Annotated in this window: 21 protein-coding genes; 8 read left to right on the top strand and 13 right to left on the bottom strand. The window is 57.4% G+C overall.

Going from position 1 to position 22344, the window contains the following annotated elements; genetic code table 11:
* Positions 1–45: 45 nt before the first annotated feature.
* Positions 46–816, bottom strand: coding sequence for an anti-sigma factor (locus ABI171_RS11960; RefSeq protein ID WP_348092780.1), 771 nt, complete (start codon positions 814–816; stop codon positions 46–48).
* Positions 813–1385 carry a sigma-70 family RNA polymerase sigma factor gene (locus ABI171_RS11955; protein ID WP_348092779.1) on the bottom strand — a complete coding sequence of 191 codons (573 nt, stop codon included), beginning with the start codon at positions 1383–1385 and terminating at the stop codon, positions 813–815. The genes ABI171_RS11960 and ABI171_RS11955 overlap by 4 nt, the downstream gene beginning before the upstream one ends.
* A gap of 153 nt (positions 1386–1538) precedes the next feature.
* Here ABI171_RS11955 and ABI171_RS11950 point away from each other — a divergent pair, with 153 nt between their 5' ends.
* Together ABI171_RS11950 and ABI171_RS11945 are read left to right on the top strand one after the other, a co-directional pair.
* Positions 1539–2459 (top strand): metallophosphoesterase, encoded by a 921-nt coding sequence (locus ABI171_RS11950; protein WP_348092778.1) that lies wholly within the window; start codon positions 1539–1541, stop codon positions 2457–2459.
* Between the two features lie 2 nt (positions 2460–2461).
* The gene (locus ABI171_RS11945; protein ID WP_348092777.1) at positions 2462–2833 is read left to right on the top strand and encodes a cupredoxin domain-containing protein; all 372 of its coding nucleotides are present in this window, start codon (positions 2462–2464) and stop codon (positions 2831–2833) included.
* A gap of 23 nt (positions 2834–2856) precedes the next feature.
* On the opposite strand, the gene ABI171_RS11940 is transcribed toward ABI171_RS11945, so the two are convergent.
* A complete protein-coding gene (locus ABI171_RS11940) occupies positions 2857–3450 on the bottom strand; it encodes a YdeI/OmpD-associated family protein (protein WP_348092776.1) in 594 nt (197 codons plus the stop codon).
* 225 nt (positions 3451–3675) lie between these two features.
* On the opposite strand from ABI171_RS11940, the gene ABI171_RS11935 reads away from it, so the two are divergent.
* On the top strand, positions 3676–4083 hold the full coding sequence (locus ABI171_RS11935) for a MarR family transcriptional regulator (protein WP_348092775.1): 408 nt from the start codon (positions 3676–3678) through the stop codon (positions 4081–4083).
* A gap of 14 nt (positions 4084–4097) precedes the next feature.
* On the top strand, positions 4098–5852 hold the full coding sequence (locus tag ABI171_RS11930; RefSeq protein ID WP_348092774.1) for a chloride channel protein: 1755 nt from the start codon (positions 4098–4100) through the stop codon (positions 5850–5852).
* A 13-nt stretch (positions 5853–5865) separates the two neighbouring features.
* Here the strand turns inward: ABI171_RS11930 and ABI171_RS11925 are convergent, their stop codons facing one another.
* The gene (locus ABI171_RS11925) at positions 5866–6549 is read right to left on the bottom strand and encodes a haloacid dehalogenase type II (RefSeq protein ID WP_348092773.1); all 684 of its coding nucleotides are present in this window, start codon (positions 6547–6549) and stop codon (positions 5866–5868) included.
* A gap of 268 nt (positions 6550–6817) precedes the next feature.
* Between ABI171_RS11925 and ABI171_RS11920 the strand changes: the two genes are divergently transcribed.
* From ABI171_RS11920 to fusA, 4 genes are all read left to right on the top strand, one after another.
* Positions 6818–7954: an NHL repeat-containing protein gene (locus ABI171_RS11920; RefSeq protein WP_348092772.1), complete on the top strand. Its 1137-nt coding sequence runs from the start codon at positions 6818–6820 to the stop codon at positions 7952–7954.
* 113 nt (positions 7955–8067) lie between these two features.
* Positions 8068–8244, top strand: a complete 177-nt coding sequence (locus ABI171_RS11915) for a hypothetical protein (RefSeq protein WP_348092771.1) — start codon at positions 8068–8070, stop codon at positions 8242–8244.
* 540 nt (positions 8245–8784) lie between these two features.
* Positions 8785–9276 (top strand): type VI secretion system tube protein Hcp, encoded by a 492-nt coding sequence (locus tag ABI171_RS11910; protein ID WP_348092770.1) that lies wholly within the window; start codon positions 8785–8787, stop codon positions 9274–9276.
* Positions 9277–9743: 467 nt separating this feature from the next.
* Entirely contained in the window at positions 9744–11789 is a 2046-nt protein-coding gene (gene fusA / locus ABI171_RS11905; protein WP_348092769.1) for an elongation factor G, read from the top strand.
* A gap of 43 nt (positions 11790–11832) precedes the next feature.
* On the opposite strand, the gene ABI171_RS11900 is transcribed toward fusA, so the two are convergent.
* From ABI171_RS11900 to ABI171_RS11860, 9 genes are all read right to left on the bottom strand, one after another.
* Entirely contained in the window at positions 11833–12897 is a 1065-nt protein-coding gene (locus ABI171_RS11900) for an acyltransferase family protein (RefSeq protein ID WP_348092768.1), read from the bottom strand.
* Between the two features lie 12 nt (positions 12898–12909).
* Positions 12910–14310 (bottom strand): phosphomannomutase/phosphoglucomutase, encoded by a 1401-nt coding sequence (locus tag ABI171_RS11895; protein ID WP_348092767.1) that lies wholly within the window; start codon positions 14308–14310, stop codon positions 12910–12912.
* Positions 14311–14328: 18 nt separating this feature from the next.
* Positions 14329–15762, bottom strand: a complete 1434-nt coding sequence (locus ABI171_RS11890) for a mannose-1-phosphate guanylyltransferase/mannose-6-phosphate isomerase (protein ID WP_348092766.1) — start codon at positions 15760–15762, stop codon at positions 14329–14331.
* Positions 15759–16892, bottom strand: a complete 1134-nt coding sequence (locus tag ABI171_RS11885; protein WP_348092967.1) for an NDP-sugar synthase — start codon at positions 16890–16892, stop codon at positions 15759–15761. The genes ABI171_RS11890 and ABI171_RS11885 overlap by 4 nt, the downstream gene beginning before the upstream one ends.
* A gap of 91 nt (positions 16893–16983) precedes the next feature.
* Positions 16984–17730: a WecB/TagA/CpsF family glycosyltransferase gene (locus tag ABI171_RS11880; RefSeq protein WP_348092765.1), complete on the bottom strand. Its 747-nt coding sequence runs from the start codon at positions 17728–17730 to the stop codon at positions 16984–16986.
* 76 nt (positions 17731–17806) lie between these two features.
* The gene (locus ABI171_RS11875) at positions 17807–19285 is read right to left on the bottom strand and encodes a lipopolysaccharide biosynthesis protein (RefSeq protein WP_348092764.1); all 1479 of its coding nucleotides are present in this window, start codon (positions 19283–19285) and stop codon (positions 17807–17809) included.
* 2 nt (positions 19286–19287) lie between these two features.
* Positions 19288–20124: a glycosyltransferase family A protein gene (locus tag ABI171_RS11870; RefSeq protein ID WP_348092763.1), complete on the bottom strand. Its 837-nt coding sequence runs from the start codon at positions 20122–20124 to the stop codon at positions 19288–19290.
* A 62-nt stretch (positions 20125–20186) separates the two neighbouring features.
* The gene (locus tag ABI171_RS11865) at positions 20187–21251 is read right to left on the bottom strand and encodes a glycoside hydrolase family 5 protein (RefSeq protein WP_348092762.1); all 1065 of its coding nucleotides are present in this window, start codon (positions 21249–21251) and stop codon (positions 20187–20189) included.
* On the bottom strand, positions 21248–22342 hold the full coding sequence (locus tag ABI171_RS11860; RefSeq protein ID WP_348092761.1) for an acyltransferase: 1095 nt from the start codon (positions 22340–22342) through the stop codon (positions 21248–21250). Before ABI171_RS11860 ends, ABI171_RS11865 begins: the two co-directional genes overlap by 4 nt.
* Between the last annotated feature and the right edge of the window lie 2 nt (positions 22343–22344).

The following is a 22344-nucleotide window of genomic DNA, read 5'->3' as shown; positions in this document are numbered from 1 at the left end:
TGAACATTTGTTCTCAAAGGAAATAAATTTGCCCGAAGTCCTGGCTTATTGCCGCACCACCGATCGCACCATGTCGGCAAATTGCTGCAGATCAGCGGCAGCCAGATCCGATGCCGTCCAATAATTCATGCCGTCCCAGGTCCAGTGCACCAGATGATAGCCTTGCCGGCTCTGTGACTGCGGCGGCGCATCGCGGTCGGTGGTGGGCCAGATATATAAATTAATCGGATGCTTCGCATGCCGGTACACAAGCGCCGCCACCGGCCGGCCGGCAAGATAATCGAGACGGCCGCCAATTAGCGGAAAGCCTTGAGGCGCCAGATCGACCACCGGCGGCGAAAAATTCAGTTTGCCGTTGAACCAGGGCTTGACCGTGTGCTGGTCGGTGGAGACAACGTCCGACAGATGATCGACCTGAAGTGACCGCACATGACTGGCAATCACTTCTTCGGTGAGCTTGTCCTGATCAGATGGCAGATTGAGATACAGGCCGACGCTCCAGGCCAGCGCCAGCATCGTCGCCATGGCGGCGCCGACATTGCGCCATCTGAAATTGCGCCAGTTCACGTGCCAGAACCTGATGCTGGCCGCATCTTGCGGCAAGGCGGCGATGATGCGCTGCGCCAGATGCGGCGGCGCATCAAAGTAGCCGGCCTCTTTTTTGAACCGCGCGCTGACGATACATTGCGCCGTATACTCGCGCTGGCAATCGGCGCAACCATTTAGGTGACGCTGGATCTCAAGCGTCTCTACTATGCCGAGCTCCTGATCGGCATAGGCGGGCAATAGTTCCTGCACTTCCTGATGGTCCATCATCGCTCCTGCTTGGACGGGGTGGTCGGTGTTGCGATTGCGGGCGCCAGAATCGTCGCCAGCAATTTACGGCCGCGACCGAGGCGCGACATGACAGTGCCGATCGGTATGCCGACAATGGCGGCGATTTGTTTATACGATAATTCTTCCAGTTCACGCATCACCATCACCTCGCGAAATTCCAGCGGCAAGACTTGCAGCGCGCGCTGCAACTGCTGCTCGCTGTCTTTGCGTATCAGCAGCGCCTGCGGATCGTTGTCGGCGGCGGCCTGGCCAATGGCGTCGCCAGCCGCGGTCTGATGCAAGTCTTCGTCAAACGGCGTTTCCTGGTGCTGTTTCCGGTTGTCCTGATGCCAGTTGTAAAAAGTATTGCGCACAATCGTCAGCAGCCATGCGCGGCCGTCTTCGCCATGAAAGCCGTCGAAGAACCTGAAAGCCCGCAGATACGCCTCTTGCACCACATCCTCTGCATCCTGGCGATTGTGCGTGAGCCAGCACGCCAGGTTGAACGCCGAGTTCAGATGTGGCAGCACGACAGCTTGGAACCGCTTCTTTTTTATCAAGTCGCTCATTCACGCGTTTCCAGGGTTCATGCAACACAAGACCGTCAACATGAAGAATATATTCCCGAAAATAGAAATAAAAACGGGAATAAATGACAGGGTACACCGGTATAGGGTTTTGTCGATCAAGTGATCGCCATCAACACGGACCACGGAGGAATCATGAAACCTACCTACACCGGCGTCAATGCCATCAGTCGCCGCAGCTTTCTCAGGCTGGCAGGACTGGGCGGCGCCATCTACGTTTCCGGCCTGAGCGGCTGGGCCAGCGCTGCCGACCAGTCAGGAATGCAGAGCGAAGACTTCTTTTTCATCCAGCTGTCCGATAGCCACTGGGGCTTTGAAGGCGCGCCCAATCCGGATGCCCATGGCACCCTGAAGAAGGCGGTGGCTGCGGTCAACAGCCTGGAACAGATGCCCGATTTCATCGTCTTCACCGGCGATCTGACGCATACCACCGACGATCCGCAAGAACGACGCACGCGGCTGCGCGAGTTCAAGGAGATCGTGGCCGAGCTCAAGGTAAAGACGGTGCATTTCATGCCCGGCGAGCACGACGCCTCGCTTGACCATGGAGAGGCTTATCAGGAATTTTTCGGTAAAACCCACTACAGATTCAACCACAAAGGCGTCAATTTCATCGTCATCGACAACGTCTCGGATCCCACCGGCAGTATCGGCGAGACCCAGCTGGCGTGGCTGGCGGACGAGCTGCGGCAGTTGCCGCCGGAGGCCCGCATCGTGGTCTTCACGCACCGGCCTTTATTCGACCTGTATCCGCAATGGGACTGGGCTACGCGCGATGGCGCCAAGGCCGTCGATCTGCTGCTGACGCATGCCAACGTGACTGTGTTCTACGGCCATATCCACCAGGAGCACCACCACATGACCGGCCATATCGCCCATCATGCGGCGAAATCGCTGATCTTCCCCTTGCCGGCGCCAGGCTCGCAGCCCAAGCGCACGCCGCTGCCATGGGACGAGGCCTATCCCTATCGCGGTCTCGGTTACCGCAAAGTGGAAACGTCGGCGGCGCAGCCGATGAACTACAGGTTGATTGAACTACCGGTACTGAAAGGCTGACCATGAATCACCAACACAAACGCCGGCTGCTGCTGGCCGGTGTCGCGGCCGGCGGCCTTGCCGCCGCCACCGGGCTGGCGCTCGCGCAATCGCAACCCCAAGAACGGGTGATCAAGATCGTCGCCAAAAAGTTCGACTACACGCCGGGCGAAATCCGCTTGAAAAAGAATGTACCGGTAACGCTGGAATTCACCACGCTCGACGTCGTAATGGGCTTCAGCTTGCCAGACTTTGCGCTACGCACGGATATCCTGCCCGGGGCCACCTCGCGCTTGCGCTTCACACCCGACAAGAGCGGCCAGTTTGCCTTCCACTGCGATGTGTTCTGCGGTTCGGGGCACGAAAGCATGACTGGCACCGTGATCATTGCCTGAGCGAATGCTTGATTTGCTTGCCATCAGGGATGCAGTTTCTTCTGTTCGCTCAGCATCCGAGTGAAGGCCGCAATCCGTTTGACTCGGGTTTCGACCTTTTCCGCGGTTTGAATCCTGAACAGAACGGCGTAGCGGTTTTGAGCGTCAAGCAAGGCGAAAAATGCCTGCGCGGCAGCGTTTGCATCGAGCGCCAGCTGGAAATCGTCCGGTATCGTCGCGGTGCGGGCAGAGTCATAGGCGGCCTCCCAGCGGCCGTCGCTTTTTGCACGCTCCACCTCATTGAGCCCGGCCGCTTGCATCTGGCCCGACGCGATCAGGGCCAGCGCTTTATCCCGGTTGATCTTGGACCAGATACTGCGCGCCGAGCGGGGCGTGAATCTTTGTAGCCCGTGATCCACATCGTCGCTCTTCCGCTGGCCGTCTATCCAGCCGTAGCACAAAGCCGATTCCAGCGCCTCCGGATGGGACACAGAGGCGCGCTCCGCATTTTTCTTGGCCAGGCGTAGCCATACGCCTGGCGACTTGCCATGGTTCTTTTTTAGCCACGCCACACAGGCCTTGCGATCGTCAAACCGCAGTATCGAAGCATCTTCAGTTGGCGTGCTATCGCGGCTCATGGTCTGTTCCGGCATGACAGCATGAAAGGGAGTTGTCGGGAATCGCCTATTATTGCATCTATTTTCCAAATGGCAATACGCGATGTATCGGTGCCGACTTTCGATACGCCATACACGAGCAGGCTTAACCATGGTCATCTTAGGCCTTGAAATAATATATCGCAATATGATATATTTTGGATCCTCGTTAAATCCCGCCGACAAAACAGCCATTGTCAGATCCCAATGCCAAGCTCATCACTATCAAAACAAGACTTCGAAGCGTTGTCCGCCTTTCGTTACCAGTTGCGCAAATTTTTGCGCTTCAGCGAAGAAGCGGCGCAGGCCGAAGGCGTCACGCCGCAACAGTATCTGCTGTTGCTGCACGTCAAAGGATCACCCGGCCGCGACTGGGCCAGCGTCGGCGAACTGGCCGAGCGCCTGCAATCGCAGCACCACAGCGTGGTGGCCCTGGTCTCGCGTTGTGAAAAGCTGATGCTGGTGCAACGCCGGACCAGCGAGATTGACCGCCGCCAGGTCAACATCCACCTGCTGCCGGATGGCGAACGCTGCCTGGCCAAACTGGCGAAGCTGCACCACGCCGAACTGAATACCCTGACCGGTATTTTCAGAATTCCTTCCATCAATATCTAAGCCTGAGTATGTCTATGTCCTCCGAGCTGCACTCCCACAAACGCGATTTCGCGGCCAATACCCGGCTGCTGCGCATTGCCATGATCGCAGCCGTGATCGGCGGCTGCGGTACGCTGGCGGCATACGCCCTGCTGAACCTGATCCGGCTGTTCACCAATCTGTTCTTCTATCAGTCGCTCTCTTTCGCCGCCCGTTCGCCGGCCGGCAATCACCTCGGTTTGTGGGTGATTCTGCTGCCGGTCGCGGGCGGCCTGATCGTAGGCCTGATCGCGCGTTTCGGCTCGGAAAAAATTCGCGGCCACGGGATTCCTGAAGCGATCGAGGCCATCTTGTTCGGCAAGAGCAAGATGTCGGCCAAGGTCGCCATTCTCAAACCGCTGTCATCCGGCATCGTCATCGGCAGTGGCGGCCCGTTTGGCGCCGAAGGGCCGATCATCATGACCGGCGGCGCCATCGGTTCGCTGATCGCCCAGCATTTCCATCTGACTGCCGCCGAGCGCAAAACCTTGCTGGTCGGCGGCGCCGCAGCTGGCATGACTGCGGTGTTCGGCACGCCGATAGCAGCGGTGCTGCTGGCTGTCGAATTGCTGTTGTTCGAATTGCGTCCGCGCAGTTTGCTGCCGGTGATCGTGGCGTGCGCCGTCGCCGGCTTCACCCGTCCGCTGTTGCTGGATGCGGGTCCCCTGTTTCCATTGCAGACCTCGGCCATCGGCATCAGCGCCCTGTTCTCCTGCGTGGTCGCAGGCATCCTCGGCGGCGCCTTGTCGGCGCTAATGTCGACCGCCTTGTACCGCGTTGAAGACCTCTTCAGCAAACTGCCGATCCATTGGATGTGGTGGCCGGCGCTGGGAGGCATCGCCGTCGGCATCGGCGGTTATGTCGAGCCGCGCGCGCTTGGCGTCGGCTACGATGTCATCGGCGACCTGCTCAACGGCAACCTGGCCTTGCAGCTGGCCTTGAGCCTGTTGCTGGTTAAGGCCGTAATCTGGGTCATCGCGCTGGGCTCCGGCACTTCCGGCGGCGTCCTGGCGCCGTTGCTGATCATCGGCGCCGGCCTCGGCACCTTGCTGGCGCCGGCGCTGCCAGGCGGCGACGCCCATTTGTGGCCGCTGGTCTGCATGGCTGCGGTGCTGGCCGGCGTGCTGGGCGCGCCGTTGACCGCTGCGGTATTCGCCTTCGGCCTGACGCACGATGCCAATGCCCTGCTGCCGCTGCTGCTGACCACCGGCGTTGCCTACGGCTTTACCGTGCTGACCATGAAACGCTCGATCATGACGGAAAAAATCGCCCGCCGCGGCTACCATATCTATCGTGAATACGGCGTTGATCCGCTGGAGCGCCAGCATGTCGATGAAGTGATGAGCCATGCGGTAGCCGCGATACCGGCCGGTCTCACGATTGCAGAAACCCTGGCACGCTATTTCGGTGCGCGGCAAGTGCATCGCTGCTATCCGGTAGTCGATGACAACCAAGGCTTGATGGGAATGGTCGAGCGCAGCAGCTTCGGTCCGCAAGCCGATGGCGGCAATCCGTTGTCAACCTTGTTCAATCCCGCCCACATGCAAGCCTCGGCCAGCCTGGTCGCCCTGCCTTCCGAAACCTGCCGCATTGCGGCGGCGCGGATGGCGACGCATTATCTGGAACGGCTGCCGGTGGTCAGCGACCTGCACAGCCGGCGCCTGATCGGCATCATCAGCCGCAGCGACCTGATCAAGCCATCGCGCCTGTTCTTCGATGAAGAACAAAAGCGCGAACGGCTGCTGAGTTAAGAGTTTGCAAGACTTAGTCAGACTGCCCGGCCAGCCAATCCGCAAGCTGGTCCAGCCCGGCCACGACATGGTCAGGCGACTGGCCAAGCTCGTCGAAGGTGTTGCCGGCGCGATTGATCCAGCATACCGGGTAGCCGAAATGCCGCGCTCCGGATGCATCCCATGCATTTGAGGAAACGAACAGAATCACCGACCGCTCCAACTGCAACTGATCTTCGGCCAGCTTGTAGACACTGTGGTGCGGCTTGAAGATTTGCGCGCTGTCGGCGCTGATCAGATGCTGAAAGCGATGTTCCAGCCCGGACGCCGTCACCACGCGGCGAATCGAATTGGCGGAACCATTCGACAAGATCGCCAGCGGCAACTGCAGTGCCTGCAACCTACCCAACGCGTCCGGCACCTCCGGATACGGCTTGATTTCCAGGTAGGCATCGCACAGCGCCGTACGCGCGGCATCGTCCAGCGGCAATTTCAGATGCGCGGAAGTAAAAACCAGGGCATCGCGCGTCGCCTGTTCAAAATCCACGTATTGCCCCATCAAACTGCGCAACCAAGTGTATTCAAGTTGTTTTTGCCGCCAGACGGTACTGATTTCAAGCCCGCGACCAGGATGATAGGTGTTGCACAGCCCTGCTACCGAATGAACGTCGTAAAGCGTGCCGTAGAGGTCGAATACGATGGCGTGTATCTTTTTCATTTGTCGTTCCTTGAAAACGGTGAAAACAAGCTGCGTGCATATAAATAATCCAGACTTAATATCGAGAAATCATTGAAATCCGGTAATATCGCGATATCGATTTGTCATGAGCACCATTTGAAAGCCGCTCTTAGCAACGCCACCGCAACCCAGACAGATTAGCAGCAAGTGGAAGCGTTAATTTAACACCGGCTTGAGTTACATGCCTCCTGGTTACAAGCTTCCTATTTTCTGTCAATCCGATTGATACCTGACCCTCAGAGCTGAAATGCGACTTAGCCAATTACCTGCCAGATTCACCCTTTGCCTGTCGGCCTTGACGCTGGCGGCGTGCTGCCGGACCGATCAAAGCACCTCCTGCAACAACACCAGCATCACCACCACGGCCGGCAGCAGCGACGGCAGCGGTAACAATGTCCGCTTCAACCAGCCCACCGGGATTGCGGTCGATGCCGGCGGCAACCTGTTCGTGAGCGATACCGGCAATAACACGGTCCGCAAAATCACCTCTGCCGGCGTCGCCACCACGGTGGCGGGAAGCGCAGGCAATGTCGGCAACAAGGACGGCAATGGGCAGAACGCGCTGTTCAACCAGCCCGGCGGCATTGCGGTCGATGCTTCAGGAAATCTATATGTGGCGGATACGCAAAACAATACCATCCGCAAAATCACCGCCGCCGGCGTGGTGTCGACCCTGGCGGGAAGCGCCGGACAATCGGGGCAAAATGACGGCGTTGCAGGGAATGCCCGTTTCAATCAGCCTTGGGGGGTAGTGCTTGACCTGGCCGGCAATCTGTATGTCGCCGATACCGGTAACGATACGGTGCGCAAGATAACCCCTGCCGGCGTCGTCACGACGCTGGCAGGCGCCGCCGGCACCGTTGGCAGCAGAGACGCCAACGGTAGCAACGCGCAATTCAATCTGCCGGTTGGCATTGCGATCGACAGCGCGACAAATCTGTATATCGGCGATACCGGCAACAACACGATCCGCAAGCTGACCCCGGCCGGCGACGTCAGCACCTTGGCCGGCAGCGCCGGCAATAGCGGCAACAGTGACGGCAGCGGAACGCGCGCCAGCTTCAACCAGCCTAACAGCATCGCGGTGGACAGCTCGGGCAATATCCGTGTGATAGATACCGGCAACCAGCTGCTACGCAATACATCCACGTCTGGCATCGTCAGCACCATCGCCGGTGCGGCTGGAAATGCCGGCTATGCAGACGGCAACGGCAACAACGCCAGGTTCAACCAGCCCAAGGGTATCGCCACCGACGCTGCGAACAATATGTATGTTGCCGACACCGGCAACAACCTGCTGCGCAAGGTGACGCCAGGCGGACAGGTCACTACCCTGCTATCCGGCGGCAACGGCTCTTCGTGTCAGTGCCTTTTCAGTTTTTAATTGCGCGTCCGCATTCCAAGTGCAGAATTGGCTCTTTTAACAGCTGGTTCAGCTTTAGAACGACGCCATGCCTGGCATGCGGATGAACCAACGATCAGCAGAAGGAAGCCCCGATGAATGACAGCCTGATGCCAATCATCGCCATAGGCGCTATTGTTGTTATTGTCGTTCTTGTTCTAGTCAACAAAGGCTATGTAAAACAAGCCGAAAAGACCAATCGTCCGGCAGTTTTCATTAGTCTGGCCATCGTCATTGCGGGCGGCCTGATTGCATTTCTTGGAAAAAAATGATGGCCGAAAAGCACGCACCGGCTCTTATCTTAATAGGCAACAATCAAGCTGGCGCTCCAAGCCGGCGCAATCGTCTTGGCCTTTACAGCGCTTCGTCAATAGCAGCTTATGACAGGTAGCCATATTCTCTATGCACTGCAAACTTTCACAACAAACAATTGATTGCAATAAAAGCATCTCTCCTGTAAATTTGTGCCAAAAACAACAGACTCAACTGGCTGGCGATACGTGAATTGCCTGACTTTCGTTGAGAATGATATAATAATTTCACTGAGGAAACTTATTAATTGCCCGGACGATACAATCGTTTGCAATTGAACATGCCAACTTGCTATAGAGTCAGTGTTGCATAGGCGAATTAAGTAGCTTTTATCCGATGTGCTTATTCCAAAGTTTCAATGGTCATTTCAGTATCTGTATAGTTGTTGCAATCTAGCCTCTGTAAGACAGAACCTTCTGTTTTCATCATGTTTCAATCCGTCTGGCTGCAGCGTGGCCAGCGTTACCTTAGTCTTAACCTACATGTAAGGGAGAATTACCATGGCAATAGACGTATACCTGCAGATTAACGGCATCAAAGGCGAATCGACGGACAGCGCGCATAAAGACTGGATCGAATGCAAATCGGTACAATGGGAAGTGTTGCAGCCAAAGTCGGCTACAGCCTCGACCGGCGGCGGCCACACTGCCGAGCGTTGCGAACACAAGGATATCGTGCTCACCAAGATCGCTGATCTGGCCTCGCCTTTGCTGCTGCAAAACTGCTCTTCCGGTAAAACCATCGACAGCGCAAAGTTCGAATTCCTGCGCGCTGACGGCAAGGGCGACCGCATCAAATATTTCGAAATCACACTGTCGAACGTGCTGATCTCCGACGTGACGCCATCCGTCGCGGAAGGCGATGTTCTCAACGAATCCGTCAGCCTGAAATATTCCAAGGTTCAATGGAAGTACACACAGCAAAAAATCGGCGGCGGCTCCGGCGGCAACACCTCCGGCGGCTGGGATCTGTCGACCAACAAGGTCGCGTAATTTTTGCGGCAATGACGAGAGCCGCGGCATCTTGATGCCGCGGCTCTTTTTGTTTCCGGATACTTGCCAGTTACCGGCGTAATCCTATCGGCCTGATAGTTATCATGCATTTGACAAGCGTCTGCAAACTCCTTAGCATTCCGTGCATGAAATCCACGGACATCCTCTTTTTTACCTCTGCCCTCCCGGCGCGTTGCTCACAACGTTCCGGGCCGCTGAAGTGCGCCCGTTGATCCGCTCGTAATTCATAATCGAGCACTATCGCAAAGGCCCGCTTCGGGCCTTTTTGCTTTTTCAGGCGCCCCATTTTCGCAACACCATCAGAAGTATCGTTCAGGAGCATATATATCATGAAGCAAGTCGACGTAGAACGCGCGCGGGGCCACGAACAATAGGTGGTCGCATGGCTCCCGCGGCGCTGTCCCCAAGACAATCCACGACCGCCTGCCATGCTTGAAAGTACCATCATGACTGCTACAACCACTCTGTATTCCAAATCGCGCAACTTCGGCATCATCGCCCACATTGACGCCGGCAAGACCACCCTCTCCGAACGTATCCTGCTGAAGACCGGCGAGATTCATCGCGCCGGCGAAGTCCATGACGGCGCCGCCACCATGGACCATATGGACCTGGAAAAGGAACGCGGCATCACGATCGGCGCAGCGGCCACGCGCGCCGTCTGGAACGGCCATGCCTTCACATTGATCGACACGCCCGGCCACATCGATTTCGCCATCGAGGTGGAACGTTCGCTGCGCGTGCTTGACGGCGCCATCACGGTATTGAGCGGCGTCGAAGGCATCCAGCCGCAGACCGAAACCGTCTGGCGCCAGGCGCAAAAGCATGCAGTGCCGATGATCGTGTTCGTCAACAAGATGGATCGCGTCGGCGCTGATTTCGACCGCGTGACCGGCCAGATACGAGACCGCCTGGGCGCTCTCCCCGTGCCGCTGATCATCCCGGTTGGCGCCGCAGACACGTTTGCCGGCGCGATAGACGTGCTCGGCCAGAGATTGCTGTCGTGGGACGCGAACGGCCTGATGACGTCGTCCTCATTGCCGTCAGATCTGGTCGCGACTGCACAAGCTGCCTATGCGCATGCCGCAGCTGCGGCTGCCGACGCCAGCGATGCCTTGACCAACGCCTATCTCGACAACGATAGCCTGTCTGTCACCGAGATTGCAACCGGACTGCGCGCCATGACCATCGCGCGTCGTGCGGTGCCTGTGTTCGCCGGCTCGGCGTATAAAAACGCCGGCATCGAACCGCTGCTCGACGCCATCATTGATTGGCTGCCGTCGCCCGAAGAACGCGCGGCGCCAACCGGTTCGCTGGCAGGCGCCGGCGTCACTGTGGGAACCGCGCCATCGGATCCGCTCGCCGCCTTGGTATTCAAGGTGGTCCATGACGACCATGGATCGTTGTCGTTCGTACGGATCTACGGCGGCACGATGCGCGAAGGCGATACGGTGTGGAATGCGACACTAGGCTCGACTGTGCGAATCGGCCGCTTGTATGTCGTGCACGCCGATCAACGCGTCGGCGTCGCAGAAGCGTCCGCCGGCAGCATCATTGCCATCGCGGGGCTGAAGGACGCACTGACGGGGCAAACGCTGTCGACCAAGGCGCTGCCGCTCACTCTGGAAACGATTCAGGCCGGCGAGCCGGTGGTTGCGCTTGCCGTTGAACCAGCCAATGGCGGCGATCGTTCCAGGATGATCGCCGCGCTGGACCGCTTCCGCCGCGAAGATCCGTCGCTGCGCCTGGAAAGCAATCCGGAGACCGGTGAAACGGTGCTATGGGGCCAAGGTGAATTGCATCTCGACGTGGTGCTGGAACGCGTCCGGCGCGAAGCCGGCGTCGACGTCAAAGCCGGCGCGCCGCATGTGGCCTATAAGGAAACCATCGATGGCCAGGCGGTAGAAGTCGAAGGCAAGGTCTCGAAACAGAACGGCGGCAAAGGCATGTATGCGCGCGTCGTGCTACGCGTGGAACCGTTTGACGGCGCGTTTGCATTTGAAAATGCGGTAAAAGGCGGCGTCGTTCCCTCGGCTTTCTTCCCTGCCGTGGAAAAAGGCGTACGGCAAGCAATGGCGCAAGGCCCTCTGGGCCAGGCCGTGACCGGCGTCAAGGTCACTTTGCTGGATGGTGATTACCACGCAGTCGACAGCAACGACATGGCGTTCATGGTCGCGGCCAAGGACGGCGTGCTGGCAGGCCTGAAACGGGCGCATCCAGTGCTGCTGGAACCGCTGATGACGGTCACGGTCGATGCGCCGGCCGCCAACGCCGGCGATGTGATCGGTGATTTGCAACGACGCAGCGGCCGCGTGCTTGGCATTGAAGATCACGCCGGCCGTGTCGAGGTCGTAGCCGAAGTGCCGCTGGCGAACCTGTTCGGCCATACGACCGATCTCCGTTCGCTGTCACAAGGCCGGGCGTTTGCCAGCGCCGTGTATGCGCGCCATGCGGCAAGCGCCAATCCGCGTGCGGAAGCTATTGCGGCGTAAGCAAGGATGGCGGCAAATCCGGGGTTACCGGATTTGCCGCCGTTTATCCTGCTGTAATACCTGGCATCGCCGGTTTATCAATAAATGCCTGCAAACGCCGGTAGCAATATGCCAGGGGGATACAAAGCAAGATAGCCAGAACTGTACTGGCGACGCTCCAGCCCAAGGCGTAATTGTAGTCTTTCGGGATGATATGCAATGATGTCGCCATGCCGCGCACCAGACTCAGAAAAACGAAGTGCGCCGGAAAAATAATCAGTGTATTGGCTGAAAACCAGCGGCCTACCCCACATGCCGGCAACAACCCCGAGACGGATAAAGTGGCAACAATTCCCAACAATGAAGTCAGCAGATAGAGCTCCGGCCGCATGCCGAAAACCATGTTCGCCAGATCGACCTTGTCGTTGAATGATCCTGTGTATAACAATAGCGCCGACGACAAAGAAAAAATCAGGAGCAGATGAATCGTCCTCAGGTTTTCCAACAGCCTTTTATCGCGGACGAACTGCCCGATCGTATAGAACGATAACGCAATCCACATGCTGTCCATGCCGAGCGGAAGCCTGAAAGCGGCATATTTCCAGGTCATCGTCACGGCAAATGCAATAGCCGCAAACAACCATGTCGAAGCCGGTACCGCCATGAATTTGCGCGAAACCTGATACAGGATCGCCGTCATGATCAAGCAAGGAAAGAACCAAAGCGGCGGATCCACATACAGATCCGGCTCCAGGCCGGTAAATAATCCGGTCACTGGTTCATACCACGCCTGGCCGGCAAAAAGCACAGCTTTCGTCCCGACATGACGCGTGACAAGCCAATACGCAAATGCGAACAGGAAAAAAAGCAGGTAAGGGATGGCCAGCGCCCGCAATGTTTTTATGACATTACGGGAAACGGTCGCCTCCAATTTGCTTGTCTTGAGCAAAAACCCGGAAAGAAAAAAGAACAGGGGGACGTGGAAGCTGAAGATGACCCGCGACAGATAGTCTGGCACCCCCCTGCTATGTCCAAGTACAACCAGTATGATGCCGATCGCCTTGGCATTGTCGATCAGGCCAAAGCGGTCCGTTAGCGCAGAGCTACGCTGCAAGCCATGATGCGTCAAGGACGAACCCATCTATTTGGCGTTTGAAAAAGGCAGCAGTGCATCAGGCTTTGCGGCCAGGATCACGCGCCCGAATTCCGCCTGGATGTGCGCCAGCGTTTGCGCCGACTCCGCCTCAAACCGCATCACCACCACCGGCGTGGTATTGGATGACCGCGCCAGGCCGAAGCCGCCCGGATACTCGACCCGCAGACCATCAATCTTGATGATTTCGTCAGCTCCCGGAAACTTTGCTTCGCGTTGCAGTGTGTCGATCAACGTGAAATTTTCTCCTTCGTTCAGCTGAAGCTGCAATTCCGGCGTACTGACAGACTGCGGCAATGCATTCAGCAGCGCCGACGGATCGCTTTCACGGCTAAGCAATTCCAGCAAGCGCGCGCCTGCGTACAGGCCGTCATCGAAGCCGTACCAGCGGTCCTTGAAGAAGACATGCCCGCTCATCTCACCGCCCAGCGGGGCGCCGGTTTCGCGCATCTTGGCCTTGACCAGCGAGTGCCCGGTCTTCCACATCAGGGGCTTGCCGCCGTGCTTGGTTATCCAAGGCGACAGATGACGGGTGCATTTGACGTCATACAAAATTTCACGTCCGGGATGACGCATCAGCACGTCGGCTGCAAACAGCATCAGTTGACGGTCCGGGTAAATGATCTGGCCGTCCTTGGTCACCACGCCAAGGCGGTCGCCATCGCCATCGAAGGCCAGCCCCAGTTCAGCGTCGGAATTCTGCAAGGCGCGGATCACGTCTTGCAGGTTTTCCGGATGCGCGGGGTCGGGATGATGGTTGGGAAAAGTGCCATCCACATCACAGAACAGTTCCTGCACCTCGCAACCGAGCGCGCGATACAGTTCACCGGCAAATGCGCCGGCGACGCCGTTGCCGCAGTCGGCCACGATCTTCATCGGCCGCGCCAGCTTGATATCGCCGACAATACGCTGCAGATAAGCCTGCTTGATATCGTGCCGGCGATGGCCGCCGGTTGGCGCCGCCACTGTATCTTTCACGCTGCCGCCGGCAATCGCCTGGTATAGCTGCTGAATGGCGTCGCCATAAATCGCCTCGCCGGCCAGCACCATTTTGAAGCCGTTGTAATCCGGCGGATTATGGCTGCCGGTGACCATGATGCCGGATTCCGCGCCCAGTACGTGCGTCGCGAAATACACCATCGGCGTCACCACCACGCCCAGGTCGATCACATCCACGCCGGCATCTTGCAAGCCGGTCGCCAAGGCTGCCGTAAGTTCCGGCCCGGACAAACGGCCGTCGCGGCCCACAATCACTTCCTTTTGGCCTTTGGCGCGCGCTGCCTGGCCGAAAGCCAGGCCTATCTGGCGCGCCACGCCGGCATCCAACGTGGCGCCGACTATGCCGCGAATGTCATAGGCTTTGAATATCGATTTTTGAATTGGCAACATGGTTGATCTCGATACAGGTTAACTACGTTTATAGATATCGTCGAAACGAACGATGTCGTCTTCGCCAAGGTAACTGCCGGACTGCACTTCTATCAAGTGCAGCGGCAACTTCCCCGGATTTTCCAGCCTGTGCTTGACGCCGATAGGAATATAGGTCGACTCATTCTCGGTGAGAAATTTTTCCTCGTCGCCACGGACAATGCGCGCCGTCCCGCTCACCACTACCCAATGTTCCGCGCGATGATGGTGCATCTGCAAGGAAAGCTTACCGCCGGGAGCGACGGTAATCCGCTTGACCTGGAAACGCTCGCCCATGTCAATCCCTTCATAACTGCCCCAGGGCCGGTAAACGCGGATATGGTTCATGTGTTCGGTGCGGCTGTTCTTCTTGAGGTCTTCGACGATTTTCTTGACGCCTTGCACCTGATCCTTGTGCACCACCAGCACGGCATCCTTGGTTTCCACGACCACCACGTCCTGGACCCCGACCACCGCCACAAAGCGGCTTTCAGCGCGAATCAGCGAATCCCGCACATCGTCCGTATACACGTCGCCACGCAGCACATTGCCGTTTTCATCGCCCTTCTGGACCTCCCACAGCGCCGACCAGGAACCGATATCGTTCCAACCGATTTCGGCAGGAATCACCACCGCTTGCCGGGTATGTTCCATCACTGCATAGTCGATGGATTCCGCTGGACAGGCAGCGAAAGACGCCTCATCCAGGCGGCAAAAATCCAGATCGCGATAGGCGCCGTCGAAAGCCTTTTGGCAGCTCTCCGCGATAAGCGGCCGAAACTCGCGCAACTCCTCCAGATATCGCTGCGGCTGGAATAAAAACATGCCGCTATTCCAGCTGTACACCTCATCCTTGACAAAGATCTCCGCCGTCGCCCTGTCCGGCTTTTCAACGAACCGTTCGACTGCGTAACAACCTTCCGCACCAGGCAAAGCCGTCTTGGCCCGACGGATATAGCCGTAGCCGGTTTCCGCGGCAGACGGCACGATGCCGAATGTCGCCAGCGCCCCTTTTTCCGCCACCAATGCGGCACGCCGGATGGCGGCATGGAAGGCTTCCGGATCGCTGATCATGTGATCGGCCGGCAGCACCAGCATCAGCACGTCTTCATTGCCCTCTTTCGCATGCTGCAACAGATAATGCGCCGCCACCGCAACCGTAGGCGCCGTATTCCTGCCTTCCGGCTCCAGCAAGATGCCGAGCGGAGCAATCCCGATTGCACGCAATTGCTCCGCCACCAGGAAACGATGTTCGTTGCCGCAGGTGAGCAGAGGCGGCATCAATTCCGGCCACTCTGCCAAGCGCAGCAAGGTTTCCTGCAGCATGGAATGCCTGGAGCACAGCGGCAGCAGCTGCTTGGGCAACGCTTCACGCGACAACGGCCATAAGCGTGTGCCGGAACCTCCGGCAAGGATGACTGGATATATTTTCATAGCTCGCCCAGCGCCAGATCACTTGTAGTTTCCAATGCACGGTCACGCGCATCGCCCCAGTCCTGGACATCGCTCTCCTGCAGGCGGCGCATGTCGCCGGCGCGGTTTACGCTGTATTCCTTGAACACAATCACTTCGTCCAGCTGCGCGCCGGAGAGTATCCGGGTATATTCAAACAGCACGCTGCGCACCACTTGGGCGCCGGCACAGATATGGCTGCCATGTCCGATCCATGCCGGACCGACAATCTTGCAGCCGGCCTCGATACGGCAGCCCGAGCCGATATACACCGGCCCTTCGATGGTAGTGCCTTCCCAGTCGATGCTGGTGTTGAGGCCGACCCACAAGCCATCGGCGATTTGCTCTCCGGGGATTTCCAGCTGCGCTACCTCGCCCTGCAACACGCTCTGCGAGACGCTCCAGAAATCGGTTACGCTACCGATATCCACCCAGTTGAAAAATCGCTGCTGCGCATAGAACGGCAAGCCATTTTGCGCCATCAGCGGAAACAGCTCGGAACCGATGTCGAACACGGTGTCGGCAGGAATCAGATCGATCGCCGCCGGTTCAAAGATGTAAATGCCGGTGCTGGCGAAGTTGGACAGGGCTTCCTCTTGCTTCGGCTTTTCCTGGAACGACTGCACCCGGCCATCCTTATCCATGACGACCACACCATAGTTGTTCACCTTATCCCATGGCACTTCCTTGGTAATGACGCTGGCCAGCGCGCCCTTGCGCTTGTGTTCGAACAACGCGGAGCTAAGATCGAGATCGATCAGGGCGTCGCCGCATATCACGATGGTGGTGTCATCGAAAAAGTGCGCAAATTCCTGGATCTTCTTGATGCCGCCGGCCGAGCCCAGGGGCTCCGGCACCACTTCACCGTCCTGGTTGACGTAGCCTTCGAAGGAATACCCTATCTGTACCCCGAACTGTTTTCCATCGCCGAAATACTCTTCGATTTTATGATGCAGATAACTGACATTGACCATGATGTCCTTGACGCCATAACTGGCAAGGTACTCAACCAGGTAAGCCATTACGGGTTTTCCCAGAATCGGAATCATCGGCTTGGGGAGATCGTAGGTCAGCGGGCGTACCCGGGTACCTTTTCCAGCAGCTAGAATCATTGCTTTCATTGGTGTCACCTCATGCGAGTTGGTAAAAGATATGTTGCGTTTCCATTTGCAGCCGTTCTTCCTGCATGCGTGAAAACGGAAGTCATGTCTGCGAATTTTCGCCGCTATACTTGCGGCACAAAAACAGGAATTTCATGATGTCGACGGTATAGCGGCGCACCAGCCGCCGCGGCTCGATGCATAGCCGATACAGCCATTCAAGGTGTAACTGCTGCACCAGGCGCGGCGCGCGCGGCTTGTCGCCGCTCCAGAAATCGAACAAGGCGCCGACGCCAATCACCACATTGGCATTCAGCGCATGCCGATTGACAAGAATCCATTCTTCCTGCATCGGATTGCCCAACGCCACCAGCACCACTTCTGCCCTCGCTCGGTTGATCAGATCAACCAGGATGGCGCGATCCTTCGCCAGTCCGCCATAGCCGTCGCAGGTGCCGACCACGTCCTGCTTCAACGTGGTGCGTACGTACTCGGCAGCCTTGTCCAGCATTTCCGGCTTTCCTCCCAGCATGAACACACGCAGAGAGATGTTGGCGCCGGCAAGAAAATGCGGAATGAAATCCGTGCCGTTCAAGTTTTCCTTGAATGCTTCGCGACGAAACAGATAGGCCGCGATATCCATGCCGACGCCGTCATTGACGATCGTCACCGACATGCTTTTCATCTTGTCCAACAAGTGACGACATTGAACAATGAAATTAGTATTGGCAAAAAACAAGGTCATTTTTTTGTTGACCCACATCGTCCGCAGCAAATATCTGGACAATACGGGCGTAGTGGTTTTGACAACCGGAAAACCGGCGATGGGAATAATGTTCTTGTCAGTCACGGAAAACTCCTTCATTTACAAGATCAACAATTGAGCGGGCATGCGAATATTTCAGCCAGTGCATTGCCGGTTCGCGCTATCGGCTGCGGCGCAGCCGCATGGCCGATTGCAGCAACTCGTGCCAGGAAGCGTTAACCGCCCGGATACGCCAACCCGTCACGGCGACCATGAGCGGATACAACAGGCAGGCGACCGCAATACCGCCACCTACCAGAGTCACGTTGGTGAAGCGTTGCGGCATCAGCGCAAGATAGGCAGCCAGTCCCAGGAACAGGATGACGCTCCCCACCAGCGGCGGCGCCAGCGCGTACCAGACCATGCGTGCATCCAGGCCAAGTTCACGGTTCAAAAGCCATTGCGAAATCGGAAACACCACCAGGTAGGCGCCGCAAAACGACAAGCTCATGCCGAGCAGACCGAATTGATAAAAACCGGAGGCTAGTGCGGTTGCCAACAGTAGCTGCGCAATACCGAGCAATACCGGCAGCCGGTTCTTTCCCAATGCAAAAAACATGTAGTCATTCAGATGAACGACTGACGACACCATATACAGCAGCGCCAGGACGCCCACTATCGGCGCCGCAGGCAGCCATTTCACACCGAACACGGCCACCACCAGTGGCTCTGCCAGCACCCCCTGGAAGCACAGCAAGGGAGCGATACAGAACACGGTGATGCCGATGATCTTCAGATAGCCGCGCCGCAACGCGGCCTGGTCGGTCCCGGCATCGGAAAACACCGGCAACGCGACTCTTTGCATGGAACTGGAAATCACCAGGTACACCGCCGACGTAACGCGCTTGGCCAGGTTGTACAAGCCGGTGGCGTAAGGCCCAAGGAAAATGCCGACCAGCAGGGAATCGCCATTGGTGTTGGCAAAGCTCAGCGCGCCGGTCATCCCGACCTGGCGGATATCGTTCCAGTATTTACCGTTCAGCGCACGGTCGAAGACCAGCGACGGCAGCCACCGGCTTTGCGCCACCACCAGCACCAGGCCCAGGCCGGAGGCTGTGACTTGCTGTACCACCAGCGACATCGCGCCCCAGCCGCTGGCGGCTAGCCCGATACCGATGCCGCCGCCGATCATCACCGAAGCCATCGAGCGGATCGCAAGCTGCCGGAACATCATGTTGCGCACCAGCCTGGCTTCGTAGGCGCGCACCAGGCCAAAGAAGAAAATCGAGACACTCATCCCTTGCAGCACGACTTTCAGATCGGGTGTGCGAAACAGGGAAGAAATCAAACCGGCTGAAAAGAACATCATCGCGGTCAGCAACAGGCCGGCAATCGAACAGCAAGTGAAGACCCAGGAATACAATCTGTCGTTCGGCGTAATGGCGCGCACGATGGGCATCGCGATAGCATCGAACACGACCAGCCGCGTAAACAAGATGAAAAGATGGGCGACCGTCAGCAAGCCGAAGGCATCCGGCGCAAGAAAGCGCGCCAACACGGCAAAGACCAGAAACGACAGCAACTGCTGCGCGAGGTTATCCACGATCGACCAGATCGAGTCGGACGCCAGCTTGCCGCTCATACTTTTCTGCTTTGTCACACTCATGTCCGCCATCCCTGCACGCGCGCCAGTACGCTGACGTACTTGAAGCGCGCTTTTGGAAAATTGCCGCTGGCTATGGCCAGCAGGACGCCGCAACAGGTACGCAGGCAGGCGCCGGGGAAATACCAGAACGGATAATCGTTAATCCGCATTACACGGCCGATGCCTGCTTCATATTTCTTCTGGCGGCTGCAGGCGCTATCGTCGAAATTGGCGGTTTTCACCGGATGATGCAAAATCATTTCGGTCAGATACTTCAGCTTGAAACCTTGCCGCAAACAGCGCAGCAGATAATCGGTCCCCTCTGCCGCACCCCAGGCGGTGCCGGCGCCGACACCCAGCGATTCATCGAACTGCCCGACCGCCTCGACCACCCGACGCCGCAGGAAAATGCTGAATTCAATCGCGCCGCGCCAGACGTTATAACGATCCAACAGCATGCTGCTAGCCAGCCAGCGTCCTTCTGTGCGGCCGCTGCCGTCAGTGAAACGTCCGGTAATCCCATCCAGCTCCTGATGTTTGCTCAAGACAGCTACCACCTGCTCCAGCAAGCCTGCCGGGTACCAGCAATCATCGTCGGGAAAGGCAATCACGTCGCCAGTCGCTAGCGCCAGGCCGGCGTTGCGCGCACGCGACGCTCCGCGTTGGGTCGAGCGTATATGCAGGACCGGAAACTTCCTGTCATATAGCGTCAATAGTGGAATCAGTCTGTCGTCGTCGTTCTGGTCGACCACGATCAGTTCGAAATTCCGATAGTCTTGCGCGTCCAGCGACTCCAGAAGCCGTGCGACTTCTTCCGAGCGCCCCAGCGTGGCTAGCACCAATGAAAATTTCATGTCGTTCCCTTTGTCAGTCTTGTGCATAGGCGGTACATCATTCGGTGCTTCGGGTGCATTGCCTATTGGCCGGTTTTCAGAATGCGCATCTGCGGTTTGTCGCCGTTGCTATCGGGTTCCACGCTGAACGGATAATTGCCGAGCCATTTGCCGGTGGACCAATAAGTCCAGCCACCCCAGGCGGCGTTGCCTTTCATGCCATCCATGATGGCGGTCAGCGCTTGCAGGCATTGCTCGTTGACAGGCACGCCGAACTCACCAAGAAACAGGCGGCGCCTGGTTGAATTTGCCCATACCGTGATATCGGCCATGATTGCTCTCAAGCGGGCTGGATCGACGCAGGTGTTATTGGTGCCGGAAAAATCCGCATCCGCGTATTGATGCACTTCGATCATGTAGTTGTCGGCAGGATCGTGAAACTTGCGGAACGCGTCAGCGTTCGATACCCCGTTGTCTTTCGCAAACCAGGAATGGGCGCCGCTCCAGCTACCGCCGGGAACCAGGATCAAATGGCGCGAGCCTTTTTTTCGCAAGATGCTCAGGGTTTCCTGCGCCACCACCGCCCATTCGGCGATTGGCAATTTGCTGGGCTCGTTCATCAAGCCGAAAGCGGTGTTCTCGGGATCTTTGAAGCGCGCCAGCAGCCGGGTCCACAAGTCGAGCAATGCCGTGCGCGGCACCTCGGCAGAGCCGATCGGCTTGCCGCGATATTCGCCATAGTTGTGAACATCGAGAACCACGCAGGTCCCCAGCGAGCGCGCAGTGGCCACGGTGTCTTCTATCCGCTGCACTTCGGCTTCATCGAGCGGACCGAATAACTGTGGCTGTATCCGTTCCCACAGGAACGGCAAGCGAAAGGTGTTCATGCCCAAGGATTGAAAATGGCGCATGTCTCCCGGGTCGGGATAGACGTAATCCTTAAAGACCGTTCCAGGCAATTTGTCTGGCGCGAATTCGGCCCCGCTCAGATTGACCCCGGCCATACGGTTGCCGTCCAGGCAGCCGGCGGTTGCCAGCTGGCAGAAAAAAATACACATGGCAGCCAGCGCCAGGCCGACCATGCGCCGTCCTGTCACGGAGAAGTGCCATGAGCGGTCATGCGCTGTGATTGGTAATGGCTTTATCATCTGATCTCGCTTTCAGTGGGTACGGATGGTGAATTGCTTGTCTGCGCAAGTAGCGGAACGACTTTCCGTTTGAAGGCACTCCCCATGGATTTGATGACCCGCGCTCCGGGCTTCTCGACGAGCTGGTGGTTAAGCCAGGAAAGCAGCAATACGAGACCGGCGACGGGAAGCAGCAACATCAGCTGAAGCGCGAGTTGCAACGGTTCTGGATGCCATTGATGAAACAGGTAAACCACCGGCATATGCAGCAGATAGATGGAGAAACTGCATTCCCCGCACAAGACGATGAATTTATTTTCAAAAACAACAGCGCCGAGCGCGGATGAAAATGACAGGCTGAACACCAGCAAGGCGCCAAAAATCGCGGTCAGGATGCTGTCATATAAATCGTTGTTGCTGGAAAACGGCAGCGGTAGCCAGCCGCCGAGCACCAATATCATCGATACGATCAGCAAGCCATGCAGCAAAGTCAGCGATCTCGGGCCTTGCTTCTCGGGCTTGATTTTCGAACGGATGATTCCGGCGATGGCGCCGAACAGGAAATAATGCAGTTTTGAACCGATGAACGTGCCTGGAAAAGAAGCCCGGTACGACAACAGAATCATGCAGCACAGCGCCAGGAACAGCAGACCGAGGATATCCAGCCGGTTCAGGTAGCGGCTGGCTGCGGCCCAAGCCAGCAAAAATAGGAAATAGAACTCGACTTCCGGCGTGATGCTCCAGAACACAGACACATTGCCCGAGAACAGGAGATGACGCAGGATGTTCTGGTCTGATATGCCGTAGACGAAATGCGGATCGATCTTTGTGTAGATAAAAAAGGACAGCAACAAGATAAACAGATAGGCCGGCGCAATTCTGGAGAACCTGGATATCGCATAGTCGGTGACGCTCAGGAGCGAGAACTGCTTGCCCAGATAAAGATAAGCCATGAGAAAGCCGCTGAGCGAGAAGAAAATCATTACGCCGATTTCTCCGGAAAAATGATTTTTCCAAGGAAGAGAAAACCATTCCACCGAATGGCCGTACACCACCAGCAGCGCAGCCATGCCGCGCAAGCCGGTGATCGCGTCGATTCTTGTCCGGTTCATGG

This window comes from Collimonas sp., assembly GCF_039923675.1.
In the GTDB taxonomy this organism is placed as follows: domain Bacteria; phylum Pseudomonadota; class Gammaproteobacteria; order Burkholderiales; family Burkholderiaceae_D; genus Collimonas.
Note: the sequence above shows the minus strand (reverse complement) of the source record. Positions and strands in the feature narration are given on the sequence as shown.

Bases quoted from the DNA above. Each gene is read 5' to 3' on its own strand.
- ABI171_RS11960 (WP_348092780.1), bottom strand. From the start codon at position 816: ATGATGGACCATCAGGAAGTGCAGGAACTATTGCCCGCCTATGCCGAT.
- ABI171_RS11955 (WP_348092779.1), bottom strand. From the start codon at position 1,385: ATGAGCGACTTGATAAAAAAGAAGCGGTTCCAAGCTGTCGTGCTGCCA.
- ABI171_RS11950 (WP_348092778.1), top strand. From the start codon at position 1,539: ATGAAACCTACCTACACCGGCGTCAATGCCATCAGTCGCCGCAGCTTT.
- ABI171_RS11945 (WP_348092777.1), top strand. From the start codon at position 2,462: ATGAATCACCAACACAAACGCCGGCTGCTGCTGGCCGGTGTCGCGGCC.
- ABI171_RS11940 (WP_348092776.1), bottom strand. From the start codon at position 3,450: ATGAGCCGCGATAGCACGCCAACTGAAGATGCTTCGATACTGCGGTTT.
- ABI171_RS11935 (WP_348092775.1), top strand. From the start codon at position 3,676: ATGCCAAGCTCATCACTATCAAAACAAGACTTCGAAGCGTTGTCCGCC.
- ABI171_RS11930 (WP_348092774.1), top strand. From the start codon at position 4,098: ATGTCCTCCGAGCTGCACTCCCACAAACGCGATTTCGCGGCCAATACC.
- ABI171_RS11925 (WP_348092773.1), bottom strand. From the start codon at position 6,549: ATGAAAAAGATACACGCCATCGTATTCGACCTCTACGGCACGCTTTAC.
- ABI171_RS11920 (WP_348092772.1), top strand. From the start codon at position 6,818: ATGCGACTTAGCCAATTACCTGCCAGATTCACCCTTTGCCTGTCGGCC.
- ABI171_RS11915 (WP_348092771.1), top strand. From the start codon at position 8,068: ATGAATGACAGCCTGATGCCAATCATCGCCATAGGCGCTATTGTTGTT.
- ABI171_RS11910 (WP_348092770.1), top strand. From the start codon at position 8,785: ATGGCAATAGACGTATACCTGCAGATTAACGGCATCAAAGGCGAATCG.
- fusA (WP_348092769.1), top strand. From the start codon at position 9,744: ATGACTGCTACAACCACTCTGTATTCCAAATCGCGCAACTTCGGCATC.
- ABI171_RS11895 (WP_348092767.1), bottom strand. From the start codon at position 14,310: ATGTTGCCAATTCAAAAATCGATATTCAAAGCCTATGACATTCGCGGC.
- ABI171_RS11890 (WP_348092766.1), bottom strand. From the start codon at position 15,762: ATGAAAATATATCCAGTCATCCTTGCCGGAGGTTCCGGCACACGCTTA.
- ABI171_RS11885 (WP_348092967.1), bottom strand. From the start codon at position 16,892: ATGATTCTAGCTGCTGGAAAAGGTACCCGGGTACGCCCGCTGACCTAC.
- ABI171_RS11870 (WP_348092763.1), bottom strand. From the start codon at position 20,124: ATGAAATTTTCATTGGTGCTAGCCACGCTGGGGCGCTCGGAAGAAGTC.
- ABI171_RS11865 (WP_348092762.1), bottom strand. From the start codon at position 21,251: ATGATAAAGCCATTACCAATCACAGCGCATGACCGCTCATGGCACTTC.
- ABI171_RS11860 (WP_348092761.1), bottom strand. From the start codon at position 22,342: ATGAACCGGACAAGAATCGACGCGATCACCGGCTTGCGCGGCATGGCT.